General features: G+C 50.1%; 22 protein-coding genes. 9 read left to right on the plus strand and 13 right to left on the minus strand.

The annotated features are described in order from the left end of the window. Positions 1 to 79 precede the first annotated feature (79 nt). The 3 genes from GA0116948_RS09005 to GA0116948_RS09015 all read right to left on the minus strand — a co-directional run bounded on the left by GA0116948_RS09005 (position 80) and on the right by GA0116948_RS09015 (position 3,706). The gene (locus GA0116948_RS09005; protein WP_170876077.1) at positions 80 to 1,255 is read right to left on the minus strand and encodes an acyl-CoA dehydrogenase family protein; all 1,176 of its coding nucleotides are present in this window, start codon (positions 1,253 to 1,255) and stop codon (positions 80 to 82) included. 124 nt (positions 1,256 to 1,379) lie between these two features. Continuing rightward, on the minus strand, positions 1,380 to 2,210 hold the full coding sequence (gene pyrF, locus GA0116948_RS09010) for an orotidine-5'-phosphate decarboxylase (RefSeq protein WP_089711747.1): 831 nt from the start codon (positions 2,208 to 2,210) through the stop codon (positions 1,380 to 1,382). A gap of 398 nt (positions 2,211 to 2,608) precedes the next feature. Continuing rightward, a complete protein-coding gene (locus GA0116948_RS09015; RefSeq protein WP_170876078.1) occupies positions 2,609 to 3,706 on the minus strand; it encodes an Mrp/NBP35 family ATP-binding protein in 1,098 nt (365 codons plus the stop codon). 184 nt (positions 3,707 to 3,890) lie between these two features. Here GA0116948_RS09015 and GA0116948_RS09020 point away from each other — a divergent pair, with 184 nt between their 5' ends. Together GA0116948_RS09020 and GA0116948_RS09025 are read left to right on the plus strand one after the other, a co-directional pair. Then, positions 3,891 to 4,532, plus strand: coding sequence for a carboxypeptidase-like regulatory domain-containing protein (locus tag GA0116948_RS09020; protein ID WP_089711281.1), 642 nt, complete (start codon positions 3,891 to 3,893; stop codon positions 4,530 to 4,532). A gap of 120 nt (positions 4,533 to 4,652) precedes the next feature. Beyond that, the gene (locus tag GA0116948_RS09025) at positions 4,653 to 5,543 is read left to right on the plus strand and encodes a 3-hydroxyacyl-CoA dehydrogenase family protein (protein ID WP_089711283.1); all 891 of its coding nucleotides are present in this window, start codon (positions 4,653 to 4,655) and stop codon (positions 5,541 to 5,543) included. Positions 5,544 to 5,548: 5 nt separating this feature from the next. Here the strand turns inward: GA0116948_RS09025 and GA0116948_RS09030 are convergent, their stop codons facing one another. After that, positions 5,549 to 6,145, minus strand: a complete 597-nt coding sequence (locus GA0116948_RS09030) for an IMPACT family protein (RefSeq protein WP_089711285.1) — start codon at positions 6,143 to 6,145, stop codon at positions 5,549 to 5,551. An 18-nt stretch (positions 6,146 to 6,163) separates the two neighbouring features. Continuing rightward, a complete protein-coding gene (ribD, locus tag GA0116948_RS09035) occupies positions 6,164 to 7,198 on the minus strand; it encodes a bifunctional diaminohydroxyphosphoribosylaminopyrimidine deaminase/5-amino-6-(5-phosphoribosylamino)uracil reductase RibD (RefSeq protein ID WP_089711287.1) in 1,035 nt (344 codons plus the stop codon). Between the two features lie 76 nt (positions 7,199 to 7,274). Here ribD and prmC point away from each other — a divergent pair, with 76 nt between their 5' ends. Beyond that, positions 7,275 to 8,141: a peptide chain release factor N(5)-glutamine methyltransferase gene (gene prmC / locus GA0116948_RS09040; RefSeq protein ID WP_089711289.1), complete on the plus strand. Its 867-nt coding sequence runs from the start codon at positions 7,275 to 7,277 to the stop codon at positions 8,139 to 8,141. A gap of 49 nt (positions 8,142 to 8,190) precedes the next feature. On the opposite strand, the gene GA0116948_RS09045 is transcribed toward prmC, so the two are convergent. The 5 genes from GA0116948_RS09045 to GA0116948_RS09065 form a co-directional block, all read right to left on the minus strand. Continuing rightward, complete coding sequence (locus tag GA0116948_RS09045) at positions 8,191 to 8,616, minus strand: ExbD/TolR family protein (protein WP_089711291.1); 426 nt, start codon at positions 8,614 to 8,616, stop codon at positions 8,191 to 8,193. A 2-nt stretch (positions 8,617 to 8,618) separates the two neighbouring features. After that, positions 8,619 to 9,356 carry a MotA/TolQ/ExbB proton channel family protein gene (locus tag GA0116948_RS09050; RefSeq protein WP_089711293.1) on the minus strand — a complete coding sequence of 246 codons (738 nt, stop codon included), beginning with the start codon at positions 9,354 to 9,356 and terminating at the stop codon, positions 8,619 to 8,621. A gap of 116 nt (positions 9,357 to 9,472) precedes the next feature. Further along, entirely contained in the window at positions 9,473 to 10,720 is a 1,248-nt protein-coding gene (gene pepT / locus GA0116948_RS09055) for a peptidase T (RefSeq protein WP_089711750.1), read from the minus strand. A gap of 69 nt (positions 10,721 to 10,789) precedes the next feature. After that, the gene (locus GA0116948_RS09060; RefSeq protein ID WP_089711295.1) at positions 10,790 to 11,026 is read right to left on the minus strand and encodes a cysteine-rich CWC family protein; all 237 of its coding nucleotides are present in this window, start codon (positions 11,024 to 11,026) and stop codon (positions 10,790 to 10,792) included. A gap of 90 nt (positions 11,027 to 11,116) precedes the next feature. After that, on the minus strand, positions 11,117 to 11,545 hold the full coding sequence (locus tag GA0116948_RS09065; RefSeq protein WP_089711296.1) for an FKBP-type peptidyl-prolyl cis-trans isomerase: 429 nt from the start codon (positions 11,543 to 11,545) through the stop codon (positions 11,117 to 11,119). 172 nt (positions 11,546 to 11,717) lie between these two features. Between GA0116948_RS09065 and GA0116948_RS09070 the strand changes: the two genes are divergently transcribed. Further along, on the plus strand, positions 11,718 to 12,887 hold the full coding sequence (locus GA0116948_RS09070) for an exo-beta-N-acetylmuramidase NamZ family protein (RefSeq protein ID WP_089711752.1): 1,170 nt from the start codon (positions 11,718 to 11,720) through the stop codon (positions 12,885 to 12,887). An 18-nt stretch (positions 12,888 to 12,905) separates the two neighbouring features. Next, positions 12,906 to 13,832, plus strand: coding sequence for a methionyl-tRNA formyltransferase (fmt, locus tag GA0116948_RS09075; RefSeq protein ID WP_240619190.1), 927 nt, complete (start codon positions 12,906 to 12,908; stop codon positions 13,830 to 13,832). Between the two features lie 54 nt (positions 13,833 to 13,886). Here the strand turns inward: fmt and GA0116948_RS09080 are convergent, their stop codons facing one another. The 3 genes from GA0116948_RS09080 to hemH all read right to left on the minus strand — a co-directional run bounded on the left by GA0116948_RS09080 (position 13,887) and on the right by hemH (position 17,604). Next, positions 13,887 to 14,894, minus strand: a complete 1,008-nt coding sequence (locus tag GA0116948_RS09080) for a LysM peptidoglycan-binding domain-containing protein (protein ID WP_089711298.1) — start codon at positions 14,892 to 14,894, stop codon at positions 13,887 to 13,889. A 228-nt stretch (positions 14,895 to 15,122) separates the two neighbouring features. Then, positions 15,123 to 16,472 (minus strand): protoporphyrinogen oxidase, encoded by a 1,350-nt coding sequence (gene hemG / locus GA0116948_RS09085; RefSeq protein WP_089711300.1) that lies wholly within the window; start codon positions 16,470 to 16,472, stop codon positions 15,123 to 15,125. A 94-nt stretch (positions 16,473 to 16,566) separates the two neighbouring features. Next, on the minus strand, positions 16,567 to 17,604 hold the full coding sequence (gene hemH / locus GA0116948_RS09090) for a ferrochelatase (RefSeq protein WP_089711301.1): 1,038 nt from the start codon (positions 17,602 to 17,604) through the stop codon (positions 16,567 to 16,569). A 227-nt stretch (positions 17,605 to 17,831) separates the two neighbouring features. On the opposite strand from hemH, the gene hemA reads away from it, so the two are divergent. The 4 genes from hemA to hemE are packed head-to-tail and all read left to right on the plus strand — an operon-like array spanning position 17,832 to position 21,737. Beyond that, positions 17,832 to 19,085 carry a glutamyl-tRNA reductase gene (hemA, locus tag GA0116948_RS09095; RefSeq protein WP_089711303.1) on the plus strand — a complete coding sequence of 418 codons (1,254 nt, stop codon included), beginning with the start codon at positions 17,832 to 17,834 and terminating at the stop codon, positions 19,083 to 19,085. Between the two features lie 3 nt (positions 19,086 to 19,088). Further along, positions 19,089 to 20,012, plus strand: a complete 924-nt coding sequence (hemC, locus tag GA0116948_RS09100; RefSeq protein ID WP_089711305.1) for a hydroxymethylbilane synthase — start codon at positions 19,089 to 19,091, stop codon at positions 20,010 to 20,012. Next, on the plus strand, positions 20,002 to 20,709 hold the full coding sequence (locus GA0116948_RS09105; RefSeq protein ID WP_089711308.1) for a uroporphyrinogen-III synthase: 708 nt from the start codon (positions 20,002 to 20,004) through the stop codon (positions 20,707 to 20,709). Before hemC ends, GA0116948_RS09105 begins: the two co-directional genes overlap by 11 nt. After that, positions 20,706 to 21,737 carry a uroporphyrinogen decarboxylase gene (gene hemE / locus GA0116948_RS09110; protein ID WP_089711310.1) on the plus strand — a complete coding sequence of 344 codons (1,032 nt, stop codon included), beginning with the start codon at positions 20,706 to 20,708 and terminating at the stop codon, positions 21,735 to 21,737. The genes GA0116948_RS09105 and hemE overlap by 4 nt, the downstream gene beginning before the upstream one ends. Positions 21,738 to 21,748: the final 11 nt, after the last annotated feature.

A 21,748-nucleotide genomic window follows, 5' to 3' on the forward strand; every position in this document is an offset into this window, starting at 1 on the left:
GGCATTCGCTTAAAAATAAAGACCGTACACCACCAATGTGTACGGTCTTTTTTGATGAAAAACAGGTAGCATAAAGTTGTCAGGAAATCGCATTGATGCCCGTAATATCCTGCCCGGTAATGAGCAAATGAATATCGTGGGTGCCTTCGTAGGTGATCACACTTTCCAGGTTCATCATATGGCGCATAATGGGGTATTCGCCGGTAATGCCCATGCCCCCTAAAATCTGGCGGGCTTCCCGGGCAATGTGTAAGGCCGTGTCGCAGGCATTGCGCTTGGCCATAGAAATTTGCGCGGGCGTAGCTTTGTTCTGATCCCGCAATACTGCCAGCCGCCAATTCATGAGCTGCGCTTTGGATATTTCAGTGATCATCTCCGCCAGCTTTTTCTGCGTAAGCTGAAAACCTGCTATGGGCCGGTCAAACTGTATCCGTTGTTTTGCATAACGCAGCGCGGCGTCATAACAATCCATGGCTGCACCAATAGCACCCCAGGCAATGCCGAAACGCGCCGAAGACAGGCAACTGAGCGGCCCGCGCAAGCCCACCACGTTGGGCAGGATATTTTCCTTCGGTACTTTCACATTGTCAAATACCAGCTCGCCGGTAGCACTGGCGCGCAGGCTCCACTTACCTTTGATCTCCGGCGTGGTAAAGCCTTCCATACCCCGCTCCACGATCAGGCCACGCACTTTGCCTTCCTCATCTTTAGCCCATACCACAGCAATGTCGGCAAAAGGGGCATTGGATATCCACATCTTAGCACCATTCAGCACCACATGGTCGCCGGCGTCTTTGTAATGCGTGCGCATACCTGCCGGGTTAGATCCAAAATCTGGCTCAGTAAGCCCAAAGCAGCCCATCCATTCACCCGTAGCCAGCTTGGGCAGGTACTTGCGCTTCTGCGCCTCGTTGCCAAAACCATAAATCGGAAACATCACTAAAGAGCCCTGCACCGATGCCGTAGAACGTACCCCGCTGTCGCCCCGCTCCAGTTCCTGCATCATTAATCCGTAAGACATGTAGTCCATGCCCCCGCCGCCGTATTCCAACGGGATGGTAGGCCCAAAGCAACCCACAGCGCCCAAACCCTTAATAATTTGCTGCGGGAACACCGCCTGCTGGCAGGCATCTTCAATGATAGGCGATATTTCTTTTTTCACAAAATCCCGCACCACCGTGCGCACCATCAGCTGCTCGGTAGTAAGCAACTCATCTATGCCAAAGTAGTCGGGCGACTGAAACAAGTCTTGCATAATGGAGGATTGTGATAACGTGAAATCCTTATGAAGATCACAAATAAATACTAGATAACAAACTGCCTTACAACAAAGAAGCCTGGCAATCACCAGGCTTCTCCGTTATACGATCAGGATAATGTTAAACGCCTACCGTCTGCGTGGTACGGGCCAGCAAGTCGGCCATGGCCGTTTGGTATTGCTGGGCGGCCTGGCGGGCATCCGTAGCAAAGTCTTCGCCATTACCAGCGTAGATAATGCCCCGGCTTACATTCACCAGCAAGCCACAATCTTTGTTCATCCCCAGTTGTGAAATCTGTGCCAGATCGCCCCCCTGTGCACCCACACCAGGTACCAGGAAAAAATGATCCGGTACAAGGGCGCGGATGCGAGCCATCTGTTCTGTTTGGGTAGCACCTACTACAAACATCAGGTTGTCCGCACTACCCCAGGAAGTGCCGGCCCTTAATACTTTTTCGTAAAGATATTCCCCACCTTCCATGCGCTGCAACTGGAAATCCCCACTCCCCTCATTTGATGTAAGGCCCAGCAGGATGGCCCACTTGCCGGAAAATTCCAGGAAAGGCGTTACACTGTCCTTGCCCATGTAAGGCGCCACCGTTACAGAGTCAAATTGAAAAGTGTCGAAAAACGTTTTGGCGTACTGGGTGGCGGTATTGCCAATATCGCCACGCTTGGCATCGGCAATAGTGAAAATGCCTTCAGGAATGTACTCGATGGTGCGCTGCAGCGTTTCCCATCCCCGGATGCCCATGCATTCATAAAAGGCCGTGTTAATCTTGTAGGATACACACAAATCCTTGGTGGCATCAATAATGGCTTTGTTAAATGCAAACACTGGGTCTGCATGCGCGTGCAGGTGACGGGGAATACGGTGCAAGTCCGTATCCAAACCGATACACAAGTAAGATTGTTTTTCCCTGATCGTATGCACAAGTTCCTGTCGATTCATATAGCAGTGTATTTGGGGCGCAAAAATAAGTAATCCCTGCGCCAAATGGAATAAGGTCATAACATACCGGCCAGGCAAACCAGTCATCGATTTAAAGTTCTGTTTTTTTCCCGACAAAAACCGGGGAAATATTTGAAGATCAATACAATAGAAGAGCTTGCTATTACGCCGCCACCACGGCTGATCTGTATGATATATATAATATTTTATAATATAAATATCGGATAGCAGATGCCCGGTTGCCCTGCCCCCGTTTACGTTGATACACCGTCATTTACAAAGCCTGCCCATGTTCACTTTTTAGTAGCAGTATTTATGAAAATATATAAAAAATGCTACCAACATCCGGGCATAACGCCTCGAACATTGGTAGCACAAAATATATTGCAGCATCAGCTTTACACCACGATCTCTACAATCTTTGAAGGCGCTATGTTGGCGTTGCGCATGGCCACACTGCGGGCCACGCTGCCGGCTATATCCATAAAGGCCCTGCGGGTGGCAGGCTCTTTGCCCACCAGGGCCGGTATGCCTTCGTCCCCGCCTTCGCGGATGCTTTGTACCAGCGGAATTTGTCCGAGGAAAGGAATTTCCAGGTCTTCTGCCAACTGGCGGCCACCGTCTTTGCCAAAGATGTAATATTTATTGTTGGGCAACTCTTCCGGGGTAAAATAAGCCATATTTTCTACCAGGCCGAGAATAGGCACATTGATCTGGGCACCACTAAACATGGTAATCCCTTTCTTGGTATCAGACAGGGCTACGTCCTGCGGGGTAGTTACCACCACCACGCCGGTTACCGGAATAGTTTGCACCAAGGTCAGGTGTACATCGCCCGTGCCGGGAGGGGTGTCAATGATTAAGTAGTCCAGCTCATCCCAATACACATCGGTGATGAACTGACGCAGTGCGCTGCTGGCCATAGGGCCGCGCCACACCACCGCCTGCCGCTCATCTATCAGCAGCCCGATAGACATGAACTTGATGCCGAATTTCTCCATGGGCATGATCATGCCTTTACCATCCACGTCTACCATCATCGGGCGCTCGCCGCGCACACCGAACATAATAGGTACAGAAGGGCCGTAAATATCAGCATCCATCAACCCTACCGAGGCACCGCCTTCGGCCAGGGCCAGGGCTAGATTGGTCGCAACGGTAGACTTACCCACGCCACCTTTCCCGGAGGCTACGACGATTACGTTTTTTACTTTGGGCAATACCCCTTTACCATCCTTGCGACCCGTTACTACGTTGGCCGTCATTTTAATTTTCACCACCGCATCTTTGCTCACAAGGTGATGCACCGCATTCACACATGCATTGTGGATCAGATCTTTCATAGGGCAGGCAGGTGTAGTAAGCACCACCGTAAAATTTACGTCATTACCTGCTATCTCAATATCTTTCACCATATTCAACGTCACCAGATCCTTGCCCAGATCAGGCTCCTCCACATTGCTGAGGGCCTGTAAAATCTGCTCTTTCGTTATCATAATTTCGTGTTAAAGTTCATATTCCTACAGCAAAGTTAACCTAATTGAAGATTATTTTACCGGCGGCTTTTTGAAGGTTTCCTATGCCATTTTTTTATGAGCCGTCAATTTTCACAAAGTGCTGGCCTGCTTTTGTATAAGCGGTTATTAATCAGATTAAACATTTCACTATATTAGCGGGGTGATGCTCAGGAAAATTTACATACTGTTATTATTTACACTTTCTCCACTGTTTCTCAAAGCCCAGATCACGGCTTTCAAGGACAGTATTATCCAAATTTCCGGCATTACTATGACTGCGGACAGCCTCCGGGCTATTCCTGCAGTAAGCGTGGTGATCAGGGGCCAGCACCGGGGTACTATCTCCAACAGCCAGGGCGTGTTTTCTATCGTAGCCTTTAAAGGCGATACGCTGGCATTTACTGCCATTGGATTTAAGAAGGTGGACTATCACATTCCCGAAAACCTGCCTGGCAACAATTATTCCGTGATCCAACTGCTTACCGAAGACACTACCTACCTCCCGGTTACCATCATTCACCCTTACCCTACCCGGGAAGAGTTTGACCGGGCCTTTGCTTACGGCGATATACCGGATGATTATTACGAAATAGCCCGTAAAAATACCGAAGCGGCCAAGCTGCATGCCCTGTCGCGCTTCACGCCGGCAGATGCGCACGAGGCCACCAACACTTATTTCCAGCGCCAGGCACAATCGCTTTACTACGCCGGGCAGTCGCCCCCGCAAAATATATTTAACCCCTTGGCCTGGGCCCAGTTTATCCAGGCATGGAAGCGGGGCGATTTCAAGAACAAAGATGATTAGCATAGCCTCCGGCCAATACTCGGGGCGGTGATAAAAAATAGAAACGGGCCATTTTCCTGCGTGGAGAATGGCTCATTTTTTTTATAGTTATATTGCTTTTCTAAATCATTTTCATACACCATGAAACAAATTGCCGTTATCGGGGCAGGTACTATGGGCAATGGCATTGCCCATGTATTTGCCCAGCATGGATGCTCCGTTCACCTGATCGATGTGTCGCAGCCTGCGCTGGACAAGGCTTTGCAGACTATCTCCAAAAACCTGGACCGCCAGTTGTCTAAAGGCGGCATTACGGAAGACGTAAAAAACAGCACCCTGCAAAACATCACCACCTTTACCAGCATTGCTGCCGGCGTGGCAGCGGCCCACCTGGTGGTAGAAGCCGCTACAGAAAATATAGGGCTGAAACTAAAGATCTTCGAGGAGCTGGACCAGCATGCCCCGGCAGCCACCATCCTGGCTACCAATACATCTTCTATTTCCATCACCCGCATAGCCGCCGCCACCAAACGCCCCGGCCAGGTAATCGGTATGCACTTTATGAATCCCGTGCCGGTCATGAAACTGGTGGAAATAATTAACGGGTACGCCACTACGAAAAGTGTAACAGCGGAAATTGTCGCCCTCTCCGAACAGTTGGGCAAAGTACCCTGTGTGGTAAACGACTATCCCGGTTTTATTGCCAACCGCATACTCATGCCAATGATCAATGAAGCCATTTATTCCCTGTACGAAGGTGTAGCCGGGATAACGGAGATTGATACGGTAATGAAGCTGGGCATGGCCCATCCCATGGGCCCCCTGCAACTGGCAGACTTTATTGGACTGGATGTATGCCTGTCTATTTTACAGGTATTGCACGATGGTTTCGGCAATCCCAAATATGCACCCTGCCCCTTGCTGGTGAATATGGTGACGGCAGGATACCTGGGCGTAAAAAGCGGAGAAGGATTTTATAAGTATTCAGCGGGCAGTAAAGACCTGGTGGTGAGTGAGCGCTTTGCCGGATGATGCTGCTACTTTGCCTTCACTTCTACCCCCCGCAAATCTTTTAATTTCAGCAAGCACAATTCCAGGTTGGATTTCGGTACGCCAATTTTCATGGAGCAAAACAATTGCAGGTCTTGCGCAATTACGGTGCAGTGGTGCGCCCGCACTATTCTCATAATATCATTGAGCATGGTATAATCAAAGTCCAGCGTAATGGTGGCCTCTACATTTTTCTGCATGGCGGGTATCAGTTGCAACACCAGCGCGGTAGCCGTTTTGTATGCGTTGATGAGGCCTGGCACCCCCAGTAATGTACCGCCAAAATAGCGCACCACAATCACCAGCACGTCCGTCAGGTCTTTACTGTCTATCTGGTTTAAAATGGGCTTACCCGCACTACCGGAAGGCTCTCCATCATCATTGGCTCGAAAGGCCAGGCCGTCGGTACCCAGCCGGTAGGCGTAGCAGTGGTGGGTGGCTTTAGGATGTTCCTTCTTCACCTCCTGCAAAAACTCCTTTACTTGCTCCGGGGTTTTTACCGGGTAAGCGTAGGAAATAAATTTGCTGCCCTTATCCTTGAATGCCGCCGTGGCGGTCTTTTCTATCGTAAAATAAACTTCCATGAACTGCGGGGTGGCTTGTTACCAATGGCGGTAAAAAAATAACTGGTCGCTTTCCAGCGGCAGCGTTTGTTCCAGGCTGGCCTGGGTAAGCACCGGGGCACGCACTCCCTGGGGTATGGATGCAGCTCCCACAATTACCCGGGCTTCGTCCCAAAGGCCACTGTCGATAAATTGTTGCAGGGTGAAGGCGCCGCCTTCCACCAGCACACTCTGAACACTGCGTGCATGCAGTTGCGCCAGTAGTTGCGGCAACAAAGGCGCTCCTTCGTTTATTAGGATCTGATCTTGTCCTGCTTTGGCGCGGGTGCTTACAAATACAGTGGGGATCAAGGAGTCGTACACCTGGTGAGTAGCCGGCACTTTATCGTGCAGGTCTATCACCACGCGTAAGGGCTGAGCGCCTGTCCAGTGGCGGTTATTCAGCCTCGGATTGTCTGTCAGTGCGGTGTGGGTGCCTACCAGGATGGCGGCTTCCTCGCTTCTCCATTTATGTACCAGCCTATCGGTAACGGGGTGGGAAATGCGCACCGGCTGCCCGCCGGCGGCCCCCAACAATCCATTGGCCGATTGCGCCCACTTCAGTACCACATAAGGGCGCGTTTGCCCGTGAAAGGTGAAGAAGCGGCGGTTCAACTCCTGGCATGCCCGCTCCAGCATCCCTGTCTTTACGCGAATGCCGGCAGCTTCCAGCCGGGCAATGCCTTTGCCCGCCACCTTCGCAAAGATGTCTACACAACCAATCACACAGGCCGGGATTTGCTCCCGCACAATCAGGTCTGCACAAGGTGGCGTTTTGCCATGATGGGCGCAAGGCTCCAGGCTTACGTAAAGGGTAGATTGTGGGATCAATGCACGGTCTTCGGGGCGCACACTGGCAAGGCAGTTTACCTCCGCATGTGCCTGTCCATACTGGCGATGATAACCCTCGCCTATAATGCGGCCATCATGTACCAGCACGGCACCCACCATGGGGTTGGGCGCTACATGCCCCGCCCCTAGCTGTGCCAGTTGCAGGCATCGCTCCATAAAAATTTTATCCCGGCCCTCTTCCATGTAAAAAAATGATGTGATAAGTTTGCAAAAATATCGTTTCGCCGGCGATTTTCCTTACTAGCCTTACATTTGCCGCATGTCAATAACCATTCAGGCCGCTTTTGCCCGGGTTTCACAAGCCCTGCAACCGCTGTACGAAACGCGGGAAGCCCAAAATATTGCACACATGATCCTGGAGCATATTACCGGCTTCTCCAAATTAGACCGTATCCTGCACAAAGACCAATCCCTGCCACCGGAGCAGGAGCAAGCGCTGGATGCCGCCACCACCGCCCTGCTACAGGGGCAGCCCGTTCATTATGTAACGGGCCGCAGTTGGTTTTACGGAATGGAGTTCATCGTCAATGAGCAAGTACTCATTCCCCGTCCGGAAACCGAGGAACTGGTGGAATGGATAGTAAAAGAAGTGAAAGCCGCCGGCAGTAAGGAGGTACGCATGATCGACATCGGCACCGGAAGCGGTTGCATACCCATTGCCCTGAAAAAAGAATTGCCCCTGGCCACCATACATGCCATAGATATTAGTGCTGGCGCGCTGGATATAGCCCGTGAAAATGCCCACCGGCTGGGTACTTCCATCCACTTCTACCTGCTCAACGCACTCGATACGGCAGCCACCCAGGCATTGCCCACCTTCGATATCATCGTTAGCAATCCACCCTACATTTTGGAAGAAGAAAAAGCAGGCATGATGCCACAGGTGGTAAACTTTGAACCTTCCCTGGCCCTGTTTGTTCCCAACGACGATGCCTTGCTCTTTTACCGCGCCATTGGCATACTGGCCCGGCAAAAACTGGTAAGCGGGGGAAAATTGTTCTTCGAGATCAATGAAGCCAAAGGCCCCGAAACACTGGAACTGTTAACTACACTCGGTTTCAGCCGGGTTACACTGAAGCAGGATATTTTTGGGAAAGACCGCATGATACTGGCCATTAAAAACTAAAGCGGCGCACCAGGTAGGTACGCCGCTTTTTTTATGCAATGCGAAAAAGTTATTCATGCAAGGGCGGCGCGCCGCTGGTGGGGTGGGCCGTAGCCAGTACCACCTTGGCACCAATTTCCCGGGCCACTTCCATTACACTCACTACATCTTCCACCGGTACAGATTTTTCTGCATTGATCACAATCGTAGGGTCAATGTTTTCCCGCTTTAAGGCCGGTATCAGCGAAGTCTTTAGCTGATCGAAAGATACCTTGGCAGTACCCACGAAAAACTCACGGTTGCCGTTAATACTCACCACCACTGTTTGCTTGGACTTGGTATTGGTCTTGGCCTTGGGCAAGTTAAGCTTGATCACGTTGGGGTTGGCCAGGGTAGATACGATCAGGAAGAACAACAGCAGGATGAACAAAATATCGTTCAACGCCGAGTTGTGCATTTCTACTGCCCGTTTACGCCTGCTGTTTCTCAGGTTCATGATCAGAATTTGTTAGGTTGAGAAGCGGTCGGTTCCTGCAAAATGTCGATAAAATCGGAGGAAGCCGTTTCCATTTTATTAATCACCTTATCAATCTGCGCATTCAGGTAGCTGGAACCGATGAAAGCAATAATACCAATGATAAGACCCGATGCGGAGGTCACCATCTTCACATAAATACCGGAAGCGATGGTGCTCAGCGTAATGTCGGAAGTAATGGAAATGTTGAAAAAGGTCTGTATCATACCTGCAATGGTACCCAGGAAGCCGAACATCGGCGCAATGCCTGCAATGATGGAAAGAATGGTAAGGTTCTTTTCCATCTTATAAATTTCGAGCTTGCCTACATTCTCCATAGACTTTTCAATATTGTCAATCGGTTTGCCAATGCGCTGTATACCTTTGTCTATCATACGGGCAATAGGGCTATTGGTATTTTTAGACAGCGAGCGTGCAGCAGCAATATTGCCACTGGAAATATGATCCCGTATCATCGGCATAAAATTGCTTTGCAAGCGGCCAGCCTTGGTAATGGTGAGGTAACGCTCTACAAACACAAACACGGCAATGAGCGACAGTACACCCAGGGGTATCATTAATACACCCCCGCTTTTGAGCAGTTCGAGCAGGTCTAGGTGAGGCGTGGCAGCTGCCGTTGCAACATCCGTGGCACGCGCCACGGTATCGGCTTTAGGTTGTAAAAGCGTATCCATCATGAATGATAAAACTCCCAGGAACATGTTATGCAGTTTAGCCTTGCAAAAGTATCAATAAGCATTTAAAGTACTAATAAAAACGTCGCTTGCCCCAAATTATTTTAGCGGAAAGTCAAAAGGAGACCGCCTATACGAACGCCTTAAAGGTGCGCTTCCCAGGTTTGGGCAAGGTATACAATCGTTTGCACGGCCTTCTGCATATCCTGTATGCTCACATATTCCTGTTTGCCATGCAGGGCCATTTCACCGGTAAAAATATTAGGACAGGGCAAGCCCATAAAAGAAAGCCGGGAGCCATCCGTACCACCCCGGATGGGCAGGTTCACCGGGGCTATCATGGCCTTGCGCATAGCAATGCTGGCATATTCCACCACCTGTGGGTATTGGTCCAATATTTCTTTCATATTGCGGTACTGCTCCTTCACCTGGAGCGTGGCCCTGGCCGTGGGATAGCGGGTCATTACCTTATTCAATACACTCCGCAGGAAATCCGCATGTTCCTGCAATGCAGGTGTATCAAAATCACGTATAATAAAATCGATCTCTGCCCTTTCCACTACGCCTTCTACACGCACAGGGTGTATAAAGCCCTCCCGGCCTTCGGTAGTTTCGGGCGAACGGCTATCTGCCGGTAATGCTGCCAGCACTTCCGCCGCAATTTTAATGGCACTCACCAACCTGCCTTTTGCAGTGCCGGGATGTACACTTACGCCTTCGATCACGATCTTGGCACCATCTGCCGAAAAATTTTCATCTTCCAGCGAGCCTAGTTCTCCTCCATCCAGCGTATAGCCAAATTGAGCACCGAGTTTTTGCATATCCAGGTGGTTCACGCCACGGCCCACTTCTTCATCGGGGGTAAAAAGAATGCGGATATCTCCATGTTTTACTTCCGGATGTTGCAGCAGAAAACAGGTAGCATCCATAATGGCAGCCACGCCGGCTTTATCGTCGGCCCCCAGCAGCGTAAGGCCGCTGGCGGTAATGATGTCGTCGCCGGTTTTTTGCAGCAGGTAAGGATGATCGGCGGTGCGGATTACCTGCGCAGGATCATCGGGCAACACAATATCCTGGCCGGCATAGTGATGATGAACGATGGGCTTTACCTGAGCGCCACTGCAATCGCTGGAAGTGTCCATATGGGAACAAAAACAGATCACCGGCACTTTTTTAGGCGTATTACCTGGCAGGGTGGCGTACACATATCCCCATTCATCGAGATGGGCATCCACAATTCCTAACGCCTGCAATTCTGCCACCAGCAAGCGTCCCAAATCTTTTTGTTTTTCCGTGGAAGGAAAGCTTTCACTTAAAGGATCGGACTGTGTATCAATCTGAACGTAACGCAGAAAGCGCTCCGCCACTGTATAAGCATAATTTTCAAACATGATAGTAAAATTATACCGGATACTTACCCGGTAGTTTATAGGGTAGGCATAACGCATGTTACCGTTCCTTCACCGCTTACCAAATTGTTTAAAGGCCTGCTGCACCTGTAGCCACCAGGGCAAATGCTTACGCTCATTGCGTAAGGCCAACAGGCATTTTGCACACAGGCAGGTTTCATACTGCGTACGGATATACCGACGGTCTTCATCGGTGAGCGTTACGGCCTGGCACTGACATTGGGTTATATTGCCCACCTTACATTCAAAATGGGCACCGCAGCGGGCACAGTCTACACTTTCATGCATGCATGGGAGGATAAAATAAGTTCCGCTTTACCTCTCCTGCCGGTAATCCAACAAAAAAAGTAAAGCGGAACGGTTATGGGTAAAGTGCAATTATACGATCTCTACGAGTTCAATATCAAACGTCAGCGGCTCGCCTGCCAGCGGATGGTTGGCGTCCAGGGTAATAAACTCTTCGTTAATACCTACTACTTTCACCTGGAATACCTGGCCTTCATTATTGCTCATCTGAAGGTCCATGCCAATTTCAGGCTTCATATCGGATGGAATATTGGATTTTGGAAAATCCAGCACCATTTCCTGATTCTTCGGGCCATAAGCGTCATCTACGGGTATGTGCAAGGTTCTTTTATCGCCAATCTTCATGTCGATCACGCCATTGTCGAATCCCTTGATCACCATGCCAGCACCCACCGTAAATTCCAGCGGTGCGCGGCCTTCCGAAGAATCGAAAGTGTTACCATTGTCCAAACGGCCATGGTAGTGTACACGCACGGTATCGCCCTGTTTTACTGTTTGCATAATTAAATTTTAAATCGTTGATTAATGTATCCGCAAGGTAAGTAAAAATGACATTAGCAACGCTTTTGGGCGGCAGAATACCTGTCATATTAACAGTATCTAACATATGTTTTCCCTGGCGAATACACCTGTTGATTTGGAATTTGCCAACGGGAATTTGACCTTTACATCTATGCGATACTTCCTCCTGCTCTTAGCCTGTTGCAGCCTGGCGCTGTATAGCAACGCCCAGTCCAGCACCATCATTACGGGTGCGGCCTGTACCGCCAGTTACCTACCCCTGCTCAAAGGCAAGCGGGTGGCGCTTCTGGTAAACCAAACGGCTACCATAGGCCCTACCCACCTGGTAGATTCCCTGCTGGCCCTGCACGTAAATGTGGTGAAGATATTAAGCCCGGAACATGGCTTCCGCGGCAATGCAGACGCCGGCGAATCAGTGAACAACAGCAGCGATGAAAAAACCGGCCTGCCCATCGTTTCGCTCTATGGCGGCCACCACAAAGCAACCGCCGCCGACCTCTCCAATGTAGATATACTAATCTTTGACATACAGGATGTAGGCGCCCGCTTTTACACCTACATTTCCTCCCTCCAGGAGCTTATGGAGGCCGCAGCAGAAAACCACAAGCCCCTGCTGGTGCTGGACCGGCCCAATCCCAACGGGTCTTATGTAGATGGTCCCATCCTGGACACGGCCTTTCGCTCTTTTGTAGGCATGCAGCCCATTCCCATCGTTCACGGTATGACCACCGGCGAATACGCCCAACTGCTGAATGGTGAAAAATGGCTAGCCCATCACGAACAATGTGAACTCACGGTGATACCCTGCCTGCATTACACCCACCATACCCGCTACGATATTCCAATAATGCCTTCGCCCAACCTGCCCAATGCCAGCGCCACCTATCTCTATCCTTCGCTCTGCTTGTTCGAGGGTACACCCATCAGCGTAGGCCGTGGCACCGATAAGCCCTTTCAGCAATTTGGCTCACCACTATTTCCTGATGCAGGTTATCATTTCACCCCAGAAAGCAGGCCCGGAGCCAAAACCCCCGTCCTGCAAAACCAACGCTGTTACGGCTTCAACCTGCAGGGAGATGCCGGCGAAGTGTATAAAAAATACGGACACCAATTACAATTGCAATGGCTGATCACCGCCTACCAGTTATATCCAGACAAAGCCACCTTCTTCACTCCTTTCTTCGACAAGCTGGCTGGGGGCACCCAATTGCGCAAGCAACTGGTAGCAGGTAAAACCGCAGCGGAAATCCGCGCAAGCTGGGCACCAGGGCTGGCCCGCTTTAAGGCCATCCGCAAAAAATATTTACTTTACGCAGAATAGTTTAAACCGATTGGCACCATGGCAAATTCTAATATTCGCATCGTTTTTATGGGTACACCCGACTTCGCGGTGGCCTCCCTCGATACCTTAGTGCAGCACCATTATAACATTGTAGGCGTGATCACTGCGCCGGACAAGCCCGCCGGACGCGGCCTACAGCTCAGCGAAAGCGCGGTGAAAAAATATGCTACCGCCCATAACATCCCGGTATTACAACCGGAAAAACTGAAAAATGAGGAGTTTCTCGCCGCCCTCCGCGCCCTGCAGGCAGACCTGCAAGTGGTGGTGGCTTTTCGTATGCTGCCGGAAGTAGTGTGGAATATGCCACCAATGGGTACTATCAACGTTCATGCTTCCCTGCTGCCTGACTATCGCGGCGCAGCACCGATCAACTGGGCCGTGATCAATGGCGAAAAACAATCCGGCGTTACCACCTTTAAATTGCAACAGGCTATCGATACCGGTAATATCTTATTTAGTGCTACTGTACCCATCCGGGAAGACGAAACCGCTGGTGAGTTGCACGACGACCTCATGCAAACCGGCGCCTCCCTGCTGCTGAAAACCGTGGAAGCCCTTGCCAGTGGCAATTTCCAGGAAACCCCTCAGCCTACGGTAGTCAATGCCAAACATGCTCCAAAGATCTTTAAAGAAGACTGCCAGATCAATTGGGAAAAACCCGTAGCCGAAATCTATAACCTGGTACGCGGCCTTAGCCCCTATCCTACCGCGTGGACAATGCTGCACCATAAAACACTGAAGATCTTCAAAGCTGCAAAAGAACTCACTATCCCCCAGGAAGCGCCAGGAACGCCGCTCTCCGACCATAAGACCTTCCTGAAATTCGCTACCCCGGATGGATATTTACAAATACTAACCCTGCAACTGGAAGGCAAAAAACAAATGGAAGTGGAAGAATTTTTAAGAGGTTACCGCTTCGCATAAAAAAAAGGCCTGTCGCAAAACAGGCCATTGATAAAAATATTTAATCTGTAATGATTACTCCACGTAACTCAGCTCACAATAGAATTTAGCATCCGAAGTAGACAATGCCGCCATGGAAGCGTCGCTCAGCTTAATGATAAGTCCTGCATTCTGCTTCAGTTGCGGGATAGCATCCAGCACCTTGGCGTAAATAAATTTACCATTCAGCGGATTAGTTACTTTGATAATAGTGCCACGGGGTGCGGAGTTATGCAACGCGTAGTACTTGCCGGAATTTAACACCGCATTGCTCTTAAACCAGCCGCCAGGACCTTTCTCCGTCTTTACATCCTTACCTTTGATTTGCTGGCTGAAAATACTTTCAAAGCTCACACCAGCCGGCGTACTCACCGGCATAGCAATCACCGGGGCAGGATCGCTGGCAGGAGTGGCGGTAGCAGGTGGTGCAGTTGTTGCTGCCGGAGTAGTAGCTACTGGTTTAGAAACCTCCGGAGTGGAAGGCTGCGGTTTGGCAGCCGGTTCCGTACTAGCTACCGGTGGTGGTGGTGCCACCGTGGCAGGGGGAACGGATGCAACACCGCCATGTGCCAGGGCAGCCGCACTGGCGCCGCCTTTTACATAACCAATCACTACATAACTGTCTTTCTGCAAACCATCGCCGGAAAAGTTATTCCAGTGACGGATATTATCGATAGGTACTTTATTATAATTTTGGCTTACCCGGTACAACGTTTCCTTTTCGGCCACCCGGTGGTATACCGGATGCAAGCTGGCGCCGGGGGCGCTGCTGGCTGCCTGGGTGAAGTTGGCCGCCGTTAGCGGAATTTTCACGCTCTCTCCTATTTGCACTCCTTTTTCAAAAGGCAGTTTATTGATCGTGGCAATATCCTTGGCCGGCAATCCATATGCGCGGCTCAGGCTATAAAAAGTTTCCCCTTTCCTGACCTTATGCGACAGGAAAAGATTGGGCGTTGTTCCCTGCACCTGCAATGTATCCTGCGCCTGTACACCCGCCGCGGTACCCATTGCCAACACTGCCCATGTCATAATCGTTTTTAACATATTCCTGGTAATTTTCTTTTTATGGGAACGAATATAGGCGTTAAAATTGACAACCCCCAACTACGCTCCCGCTATGTATTTGGCCTTAAACGTTGAATTTGAAGGCTTATTGCAGCTATATCGCTTCCCGTTATTCAAAAATCATTCCGTGCTGCGCCATTCCAGCGCTTTCTGTAAAATTTCTTTAAGCATACGCAGTTTCCCGCGCATAAACACTAAGGCATGGAATTATTGCGCATCCCGGATCCTTCCCGCCAGTTTTTCGGCGCTGGAAATAATATTGGGTACTGATACACCCTGCACATAATTTCCCGCAACATACAGACCCGGATGCCCCGCTTCGAAACGGGCCACTTTATTACGCACCTCCGCGTAACCTACGTTTAGCTGGGGTATAGCCTTCTCCCATACCTGGAAGTTTTTCATGACCGGCTGTACTTTTATACCGAGTAAGGCATTCACTTCCGCAATCACCTGCTGCTGCAACATTTCGGCAGGTTGCTGTAATACTTCCTGTTGCTGGGCGCCACCTATGAATACCGTAAAAAGCACCTTGCCTTCCGGTGCCTTAAAGGGGAAAATAGCACTGTTATAAATCAGGCCCAGAAAATGTTTTTGCTCGGCGGAAGGCACCAAAAAACCAAAACCATCGGGAATAGCTGGCAACTCATTTTTATCATATCCCAGGTGCAGCACCCCCATAGCAGGGTATTCGATCTGGCGCAAAGCAGCCGCCAGCGAGTAGTCCAACGTTTCAATGGCATAAGCCGTGGCATAGGCCGGGGCGGCAAATACCACCTGCGATGCTTTGAGCGTAGACACGAGCCCATTGATGGAAACACTCAGTTCATAACTCCCATCTTCGGCCAGCCATACACCGGTAACTTTATTATTCAGTTGCAAATCCTTTCCCAGTAAGGCTCCCAGCCTATCGGCCAGCAACCCGTTGCCCCCTTTCATCGTCACAATTTTTCGACCTCCCATGCCTTTACTTTTCATCATGCCTTTTATAACACTGCCATATTGCTTTTCCCAGTCTGACAGCATGGGCATTACTTCCTGTATAGACAAGCGATCCACATTGCCCGCATAAATGCCCGATAATACCGGATCAAAAACGTAGGTGGCTATCTCCTTCCCAAACCGGCGCGTCACGAAATCCGCCACAGTTTCTTCTGTATTGGCAGCACCACGCTTGCGGAAAATTTCAGTGAATAAGCGCCACTTCGCGGCCCCGCTCAGGAATCTGGAACTAATAATCTTGAAGGGATGCGGAGATATAGCATGTACTTTGTTATTGCGCACCAGGAAACGATGCTTGCCGGCTGCACTGGCTTCTACAAGCAGCTCACCCAGGCCAAGCCCCTCAAAATACGCGCGGAGCGCTGGCGACATGGCAATGCTATTAGGTCCTGCATCCAGTTCAAAGCCCGCTACATGCAGGGATTTAATCACACCTCCCGGACGGCCGGAGGCTTCTAATACACGATAGGGAACTCCTTGCTGCTGGAGGGCATACCCCAGACTAAGCCCGGACAATCCCCCCCCCACAACGATAACAGGATGTTGCTTGTTCATAATCTGAAAAAATTAAGCACTATAGGCTTTACAGCACAAAAGAATGACGGAGCAACTAGCAAAGGATGTGAGCAAAAATAGTTTTTGTTGAACTTTATGGTTGGATAAGTTGCCTGCACCATTTCCCAATAGCTTGTACCCACATCGGATGCAGGTTCATGCAGGGAATCATTGTAAAGCTTTCCCCCCCGCTTTCCAGGAAACTGTGCTTGCCTTCCATACCAATCTCCTCCAGGGTTTCCAGGCAATCAGATACAAAGGCCGGACATACCACCAGCAATTTTTTCTTGCCTTCGGCGGGCAGCTCGGTAAGGCGGCTGGCTGTATATGGTAGCAACCACTGCTCCTTTCCCAGCCGGGACTGGAAAGAAATGCCCCACTTCTCTTTGGGCAGGTTCAGTGCAGCAGCCACCCTTTCGGAAGTGTGAAATACCTGGTGACGATAACAAAATTCGTGCGCCGGCGATGCCACATGGCAACAATCATCCACTTTCAGGCAATGCGTTTTGGTGATATCGCCTTTTCGTATATGCCTTTCCGGTACCCCGTGGTAACTAAACAATACATGATCATAGTCTTGTTCCAGATAAGGTTGCATACAAGCAGCCTGCGCCTGTATGTAATCCTCATTCCCGTAATAAGGTGGTATGGTGGTTAGTTTAAATTTGTATTTTTTCCTTTTATGGATCGCCTTGGCATAATCCACCGCCGTTTCATAGGAAGACATAGCGTAATGTGGATATAAGGGCAACAAGATCACCTCCTTTAAGCGGGGATTTTTAGCCAGCAGCTCATCATAAGCAGCTTGCGGAGAGGGATTGCCATAACGCATGGCAATGGTAACGGGTATGTCTTGCAATTCGTCCTGCACAGCAGCTTGCAGTTGCTTGGTAAGCACCACCAGGGGCGAACCTTCCGGCCACCAAATACGTTTGTAAGCCTCCGCACTCTGGGGCGAACGACGCGGTACAATGATGCCGCCTACCAGTAATAAACGTAACAGATAAGGATAATCAATCACCTTTTTATCCATCAGAAACTCCATCAGATACCGCTTCACATCGGGCACCTCCGTACTCTCTGGCGAACCTAAATTCATTAAAATGATCCCCTTGTCTGTTACTGCTTCCATATTAGTGCTTGTCCGAAATTGCTGCAAATGTAACCTGTTGTACACGGGTTTCCCGGACAACAAATGTCATATAATTGTTGAATCCAGCATTAAATGTAAAGATGACGAAAATCATTTTTCCGTGTACTTACTTTACAGGGATAGAAATGACATACAAGTGACAGCTACCCCGTTGGCATTGCGATGCGTGCAAGTACATTTGCATCCGGAAGCTTATTAGAAAGAAAATGCAGGTCAGTCATTCAAGAGATATAGCCAATTTTTTCGTCGTCGGGATTAATTACAAAAAAACAGATGCCGCTATCCGTGGTTTATTTGCGATCAATCCATCGCAGTATGAACAACTTTTAGCTCATGGAAAGAGTGTGCAACTAAACGACTTCTTCATACTTTCTACGTGCAACAGGACGGAGATATACGGTTTTGCCAATCAGGCGCAAGATTTTATGGAACTGCTCTGCCGGGAAACCAATGGAAACCTGGAACAGTTTGAACAGATCGCTTACGTTAAAAAAGGGGAAGAAGCCATCCGTCATCTCTATCAGGTAGGCACCGGGCTGGATTCTCAGATACTGGGTGATTATGAAGTTGTAGGTCAGATACGCAACGCCGCCAAATTTTCCAAACAACAGCAATGCCTGGGCGGATTCCTGGAAAGACTGGTCAACAGTGTGGTACAAGTATCCAAACTGATTAAGAATGAAACCTCCCTCAGCGCCGGCACCGTATCTGTAGCATTTGCTGCCGTACGTTTGCTGGGAAACAGGGTACCCGATATTAAAAATAAAAACATCGTATTGCTGGGCGTAGGAAAGATAGGCCGCAATACCTGCAAAAACATGATGGATTACCTGGGCACTTCCAATATTACCCTGGTAAACCGCACCGCAGCCGCAGCAGTAGAATTTGCCTGTGCCCATGGTTTGCAGCACGCCCCCATAGAATCACTGGAACCTGTACTGCATGCAGCAGACGTAATACTGGTAGCCACCAATGCTCCACAACCTACCGTATTGGCCCGCTACTTCGAAAATACTTCCCCCAAATTTGTGATAGATCTTTCCATTCCCTTTAACGTGGAAGATAAAGTAAGAACACTCCCCCATGTGCAGGTTGTAAATGTAGATGAACTTTCAAAAGTGCAGGATGAAACCCTGCAAATGCGCCAACACGAAATTCCCAAAGCCATCGCCATTATTGATGAGCATATGCAGGAATTCCTCTACTGGTTCCGCATGCGCAAACACGCCGTGGTACTTAAAGCCGTGAAAGAGAAGTTAACGGAAATACATAGCAAAGAAATTCAGCAACAAAAAAATAACGCCGGTTTTCAATTAGAGGATATAGAAGAAGTTTCTTCCCGTATTATACAAAAAATGATCAATCTGATGGCGGGAAAAGTGCGCAGGGATACAGAGAAGAGCGACCAGTACATCGCATTGATCAACGATATTTTTGAAGCCGGTGTGAACCAGGATTAATACATGCAACAACAGATTCGGATAGGAACCCGTGAAAGCCAGCTTGCATTATGGCAGGCCCACCGGGTACAGGATTTACTACACGCCGCCGGTTACAGCACCGTGCTGGTACCCATCAAAAGCGAAGGCGATATCGACCTGGTAACGCCTCTTTATGAAATAGGTGTACAAGGCATTTTTACAAAAACACTGGATGCAGCCCTGCTCAGCGGCCGTATAGACATTGCGGTACATTCCCTCAAAGACGTACCCACCCAAATGCCCAAAAATATTGTTACCGCAGCCGTCCTGGAACGTGGTCCAGTGAAGGATCTCCTGGTATATAAAGAAGACGTTCGCTGGATGCAGCAGGCCGATTACGTGGCCCACATTGCCACCAGCAGCACCCGCCGCAAGGCACAGTGGCTACGCCGCTTCCCGCAACACCAGTTGCATAACCTGCGGGGTAATGTGAATACCCGCCTGCAAAAATTAAACAGTGAACCCTGGAACGGGGCCATCTTCGCTGCAGCTGGCCTGGAACGCATAGGCCTCCGCCCTGCCAACGCAGTGGAGTTAGACTGGATGCTGCCTGCACCCGCACAAGGTGCCGTGGTGGCCGTGTGCCGCGAGGATGATAAATTTTCCCGCCAGGCCTGCACCTCCTTTAACCACGCCCCTACCCGGCTTTGCACCCATATAGAAAGAGATTTCCTTCGTACGCTCATGGGCGGCTGTACCACCCCGATCAGCGCCTACGCCTATGTAGCTACGAACAATAATATTCAGTTTAATGGGGAAGTGTGCAGCCCCGACGGCACACAAACGCTCACCATAGCACGTACGGCACACGCCACCACGGCATACGACCTGGGCGCCGCCGCCGCCAAAATATTACTGGAACAGGGCGCCGCAGACATCGTAACTTTGTCGCGCAATGCTCAATAAACCATTCCGCATACTCAGTACCAAAGTTTTATCCCCCGGCGTGGCCGGGCTGGCCACACGCGCAGGCGTGCAACTGGACATGCTGGATTTTATTGACATTTCCCTGCTAGCTGACGAAGCAGTTGCTGGTATTGTGGCCGCTATCCCTGCCCATGCGTTACTGGTTTTTACCAGTGCCAATGCGGCCAGGGCATTTGCCCACATAACACCGCCTCACCACCATTGGCAGATTGCCTGCCTGGAAGGGGCTACCCGCGCTGCTTTGCCAGAACAAGCCACGGTGGTGCTTACAGCGCCTCATGCCGATGCGCTGGCCACCCAGCTCCTGGAATTCCCAGCCCTGAAGGAAGTGTATTACCTCTGTGGCGATCAACGGAGAGATACCATTCCCACACGTTTGCGCGAAAACGGTATCCACGTATCCGAAAGGATCGTGTATCATAATACCGCCACGCCACAAAAAATAAATAATCACTACGATGCCCTGCTTTTCTTCAGCCCCACCGCAGTGAAAAGCTTTTTTTCGGTGAATGCATTGCCCTCCACTACCCGGTGTTTTGCCATCGGACACACCACCGGCGCAGCCTTGCAGGCCACTACTCATAACGATATTATTACCGCCGATAACCCGGCTGCCGCTACCCTGCTGCAAATGGCTATCGATCATTTAGAACATCATTACAACAGCAACGCATGAGCGCATTAAAGAACAATCTTTTGTTACAAGCATTACGGGGCGAAAAAACCAGCCGCACACCAGTATGGATGATGCGACAAGCCGGTCGCTTCCTGCCAGACTACATCAAACTGCGCGATAAATATTCTTTCTTCGAACGCTGCCAGACACCGGAGCTGGCCACTGAAATTACGGTGATGCCGGTAGACCAGGTAGGCGTAGACGCCGCCATTCTTTTTTCTGACATCCTGGTAGTACCCCAGGCCATGGGCCTGGAAGTACAACTGATCGAAAAACTAGGCCCACTGCTGCCCCATCCCATCAAAACTGCAGAAGACCTGAAACGCATACAGGTACCCGATGTAAATGATCGCCTGAGTTATGTATTCGAGGCGCTGCAACTGATCAAAAAAACATTGAATGGCCGCGTACCGCTGATCGGTTTTGCCGGCGCCCCGTTTACCATTCTTTGTTACATGGTGCAGGGCAAAGGCTCCAAAACCTTCGACGAGGCCAAAGGCTTTTGCTTTCAACAACCCGCCGTAGCCCACGCGCTGCTGCAAATGATTACCGATACTACTATCGCTTACCTACGCGAACAAATCAGGTCCGGCGCCGATACCGTGCAAATATTTGATTCCTGGGGCGGCCTGTTAAGCCCACACGACTTTGAAAATTTTTCTTTACAATACATCCGCCAGATCGTGGCCGCGCTGAAAGACATCGCACCGGTCATCGTATTCGCCAAAGGTGCCTGGTTTGCACTGGAAGAAATGGCCGCCACAGGAGCCTCCGGGTTGGGCATAGACTGGGGTATTAAGCCACAATTGGCCCGCCAGATGGCTGGCTCTCAGGTAACCTTGCAAGGCAATTTTGACCCGGCCAACCTGCTGGCGCCCATTCCGGAAATAGAAAAAGCCACTAAACGGATGCTACAGGAATTTGGCCCTCATCGCCACATTGCCAACCTGGGTCACGGCATTTTGCCAAACGTACCCGTAGACCATGCACGTGCCTTCGTTGAAACAATAAAAGCATACCAACATTAAAATGTACCAGT

Origin of the sequence: Chitinophaga costaii (assembly GCF_900094705.1) — a bacterium.
In the GTDB taxonomy this organism is placed as follows: domain Bacteria; phylum Bacteroidota; class Bacteroidia; order Chitinophagales; family Chitinophagaceae; genus Chitinophaga; species Chitinophaga costaii.

What these genes read in the sequence shown, in the direction of transcription:
- GA0116948_RS09005 (WP_170876077.1), bottom strand. Translation starts at nt 1,255, where the DNA reads ATGCAAGACTTGTTTCAGTCGCCCGACTACTTTGGCATAGATGAGTTG.
- pyrF (WP_089711747.1), bottom strand. Translation starts at nt 2,210, where the DNA reads ATGAATCGACAGGAACTTGTGCATACGATCAGGGAAAAACAATCTTAC.
- GA0116948_RS09015 (WP_170876078.1), bottom strand. Translation starts at nt 3,706, where the DNA reads ATGATAACGAAAGAGCAGATTTTACAGGCCCTCAGCAATGTGGAGGAG.
- GA0116948_RS09020 (WP_089711281.1), top strand. Translation starts at nt 3,891, where the DNA reads ATGCTCAGGAAAATTTACATACTGTTATTATTTACACTTTCTCCACTG.
- GA0116948_RS09025 (WP_089711283.1), top strand. Translation starts at nt 4,653, where the DNA reads ATGAAACAAATTGCCGTTATCGGGGCAGGTACTATGGGCAATGGCATT.
- GA0116948_RS09030 (WP_089711285.1), bottom strand. Translation starts at nt 6,145, where the DNA reads ATGGAAGTTTATTTTACGATAGAAAAGACCGCCACGGCGGCATTCAAG.
- ribD (WP_089711287.1), bottom strand. Translation starts at nt 7,198, where the DNA reads ATGGAAGAGGGCCGGGATAAAATTTTTATGGAGCGATGCCTGCAACTG.
- prmC (WP_089711289.1), top strand. Translation starts at nt 7,275, where the DNA reads ATGTCAATAACCATTCAGGCCGCTTTTGCCCGGGTTTCACAAGCCCTG.
- GA0116948_RS09045 (WP_089711291.1), bottom strand. Translation starts at nt 8,616, where the DNA reads ATGAACCTGAGAAACAGCAGGCGTAAACGGGCAGTAGAAATGCACAAC.
- GA0116948_RS09050 (WP_089711293.1), bottom strand. Translation starts at nt 9,356, where the DNA reads ATGTTCCTGGGAGTTTTATCATTCATGATGGATACGCTTTTACAACCT.
- pepT (WP_089711750.1), bottom strand. Translation starts at nt 10,720, where the DNA reads ATGTTTGAAAATTATGCTTATACAGTGGCGGAGCGCTTTCTGCGTTAC.
- GA0116948_RS09060 (WP_089711295.1), bottom strand. Translation starts at nt 11,026, where the DNA reads ATGCATGAAAGTGTAGACTGTGCCCGCTGCGGTGCCCATTTTGAATGT.
- GA0116948_RS09065 (WP_089711296.1), bottom strand. Translation starts at nt 11,545, where the DNA reads ATGCAAACAGTAAAACAGGGCGATACCGTGCGTGTACACTACCATGGC.
- GA0116948_RS09070 (WP_089711752.1), top strand. Translation starts at nt 11,718, where the DNA reads ATGCGATACTTCCTCCTGCTCTTAGCCTGTTGCAGCCTGGCGCTGTAT.
- fmt (WP_240619190.1), top strand. Translation starts at nt 12,906, where the DNA reads ATGGCAAATTCTAATATTCGCATCGTTTTTATGGGTACACCCGACTTC.
- GA0116948_RS09080 (WP_089711298.1), bottom strand. Translation starts at nt 14,894, where the DNA reads ATGTTAAAAACGATTATGACATGGGCAGTGTTGGCAATGGGTACCGCG.
- hemG (WP_089711300.1), bottom strand. Translation starts at nt 16,472, where the DNA reads ATGAACAAGCAACATCCTGTTATCGTTGTGGGGGGGGGATTGTCCGGG.
- hemH (WP_089711301.1), bottom strand. Translation starts at nt 17,604, where the DNA reads ATGGAAGCAGTAACAGACAAGGGGATCATTTTAATGAATTTAGGTTCG.
- hemA (WP_089711303.1), top strand. Translation starts at nt 17,832, where the DNA reads ATGCAGGTCAGTCATTCAAGAGATATAGCCAATTTTTTCGTCGTCGGG.
- hemC (WP_089711305.1), top strand. Translation starts at nt 19,089, where the DNA reads ATGCAACAACAGATTCGGATAGGAACCCGTGAAAGCCAGCTTGCATTA.
- GA0116948_RS09105 (WP_089711308.1), top strand. Translation starts at nt 20,002, where the DNA reads ATGCTCAATAAACCATTCCGCATACTCAGTACCAAAGTTTTATCCCCC.
- hemE (WP_089711310.1), top strand. Translation starts at nt 20,706, where the DNA reads ATGAGCGCATTAAAGAACAATCTTTTGTTACAAGCATTACGGGGCGAA.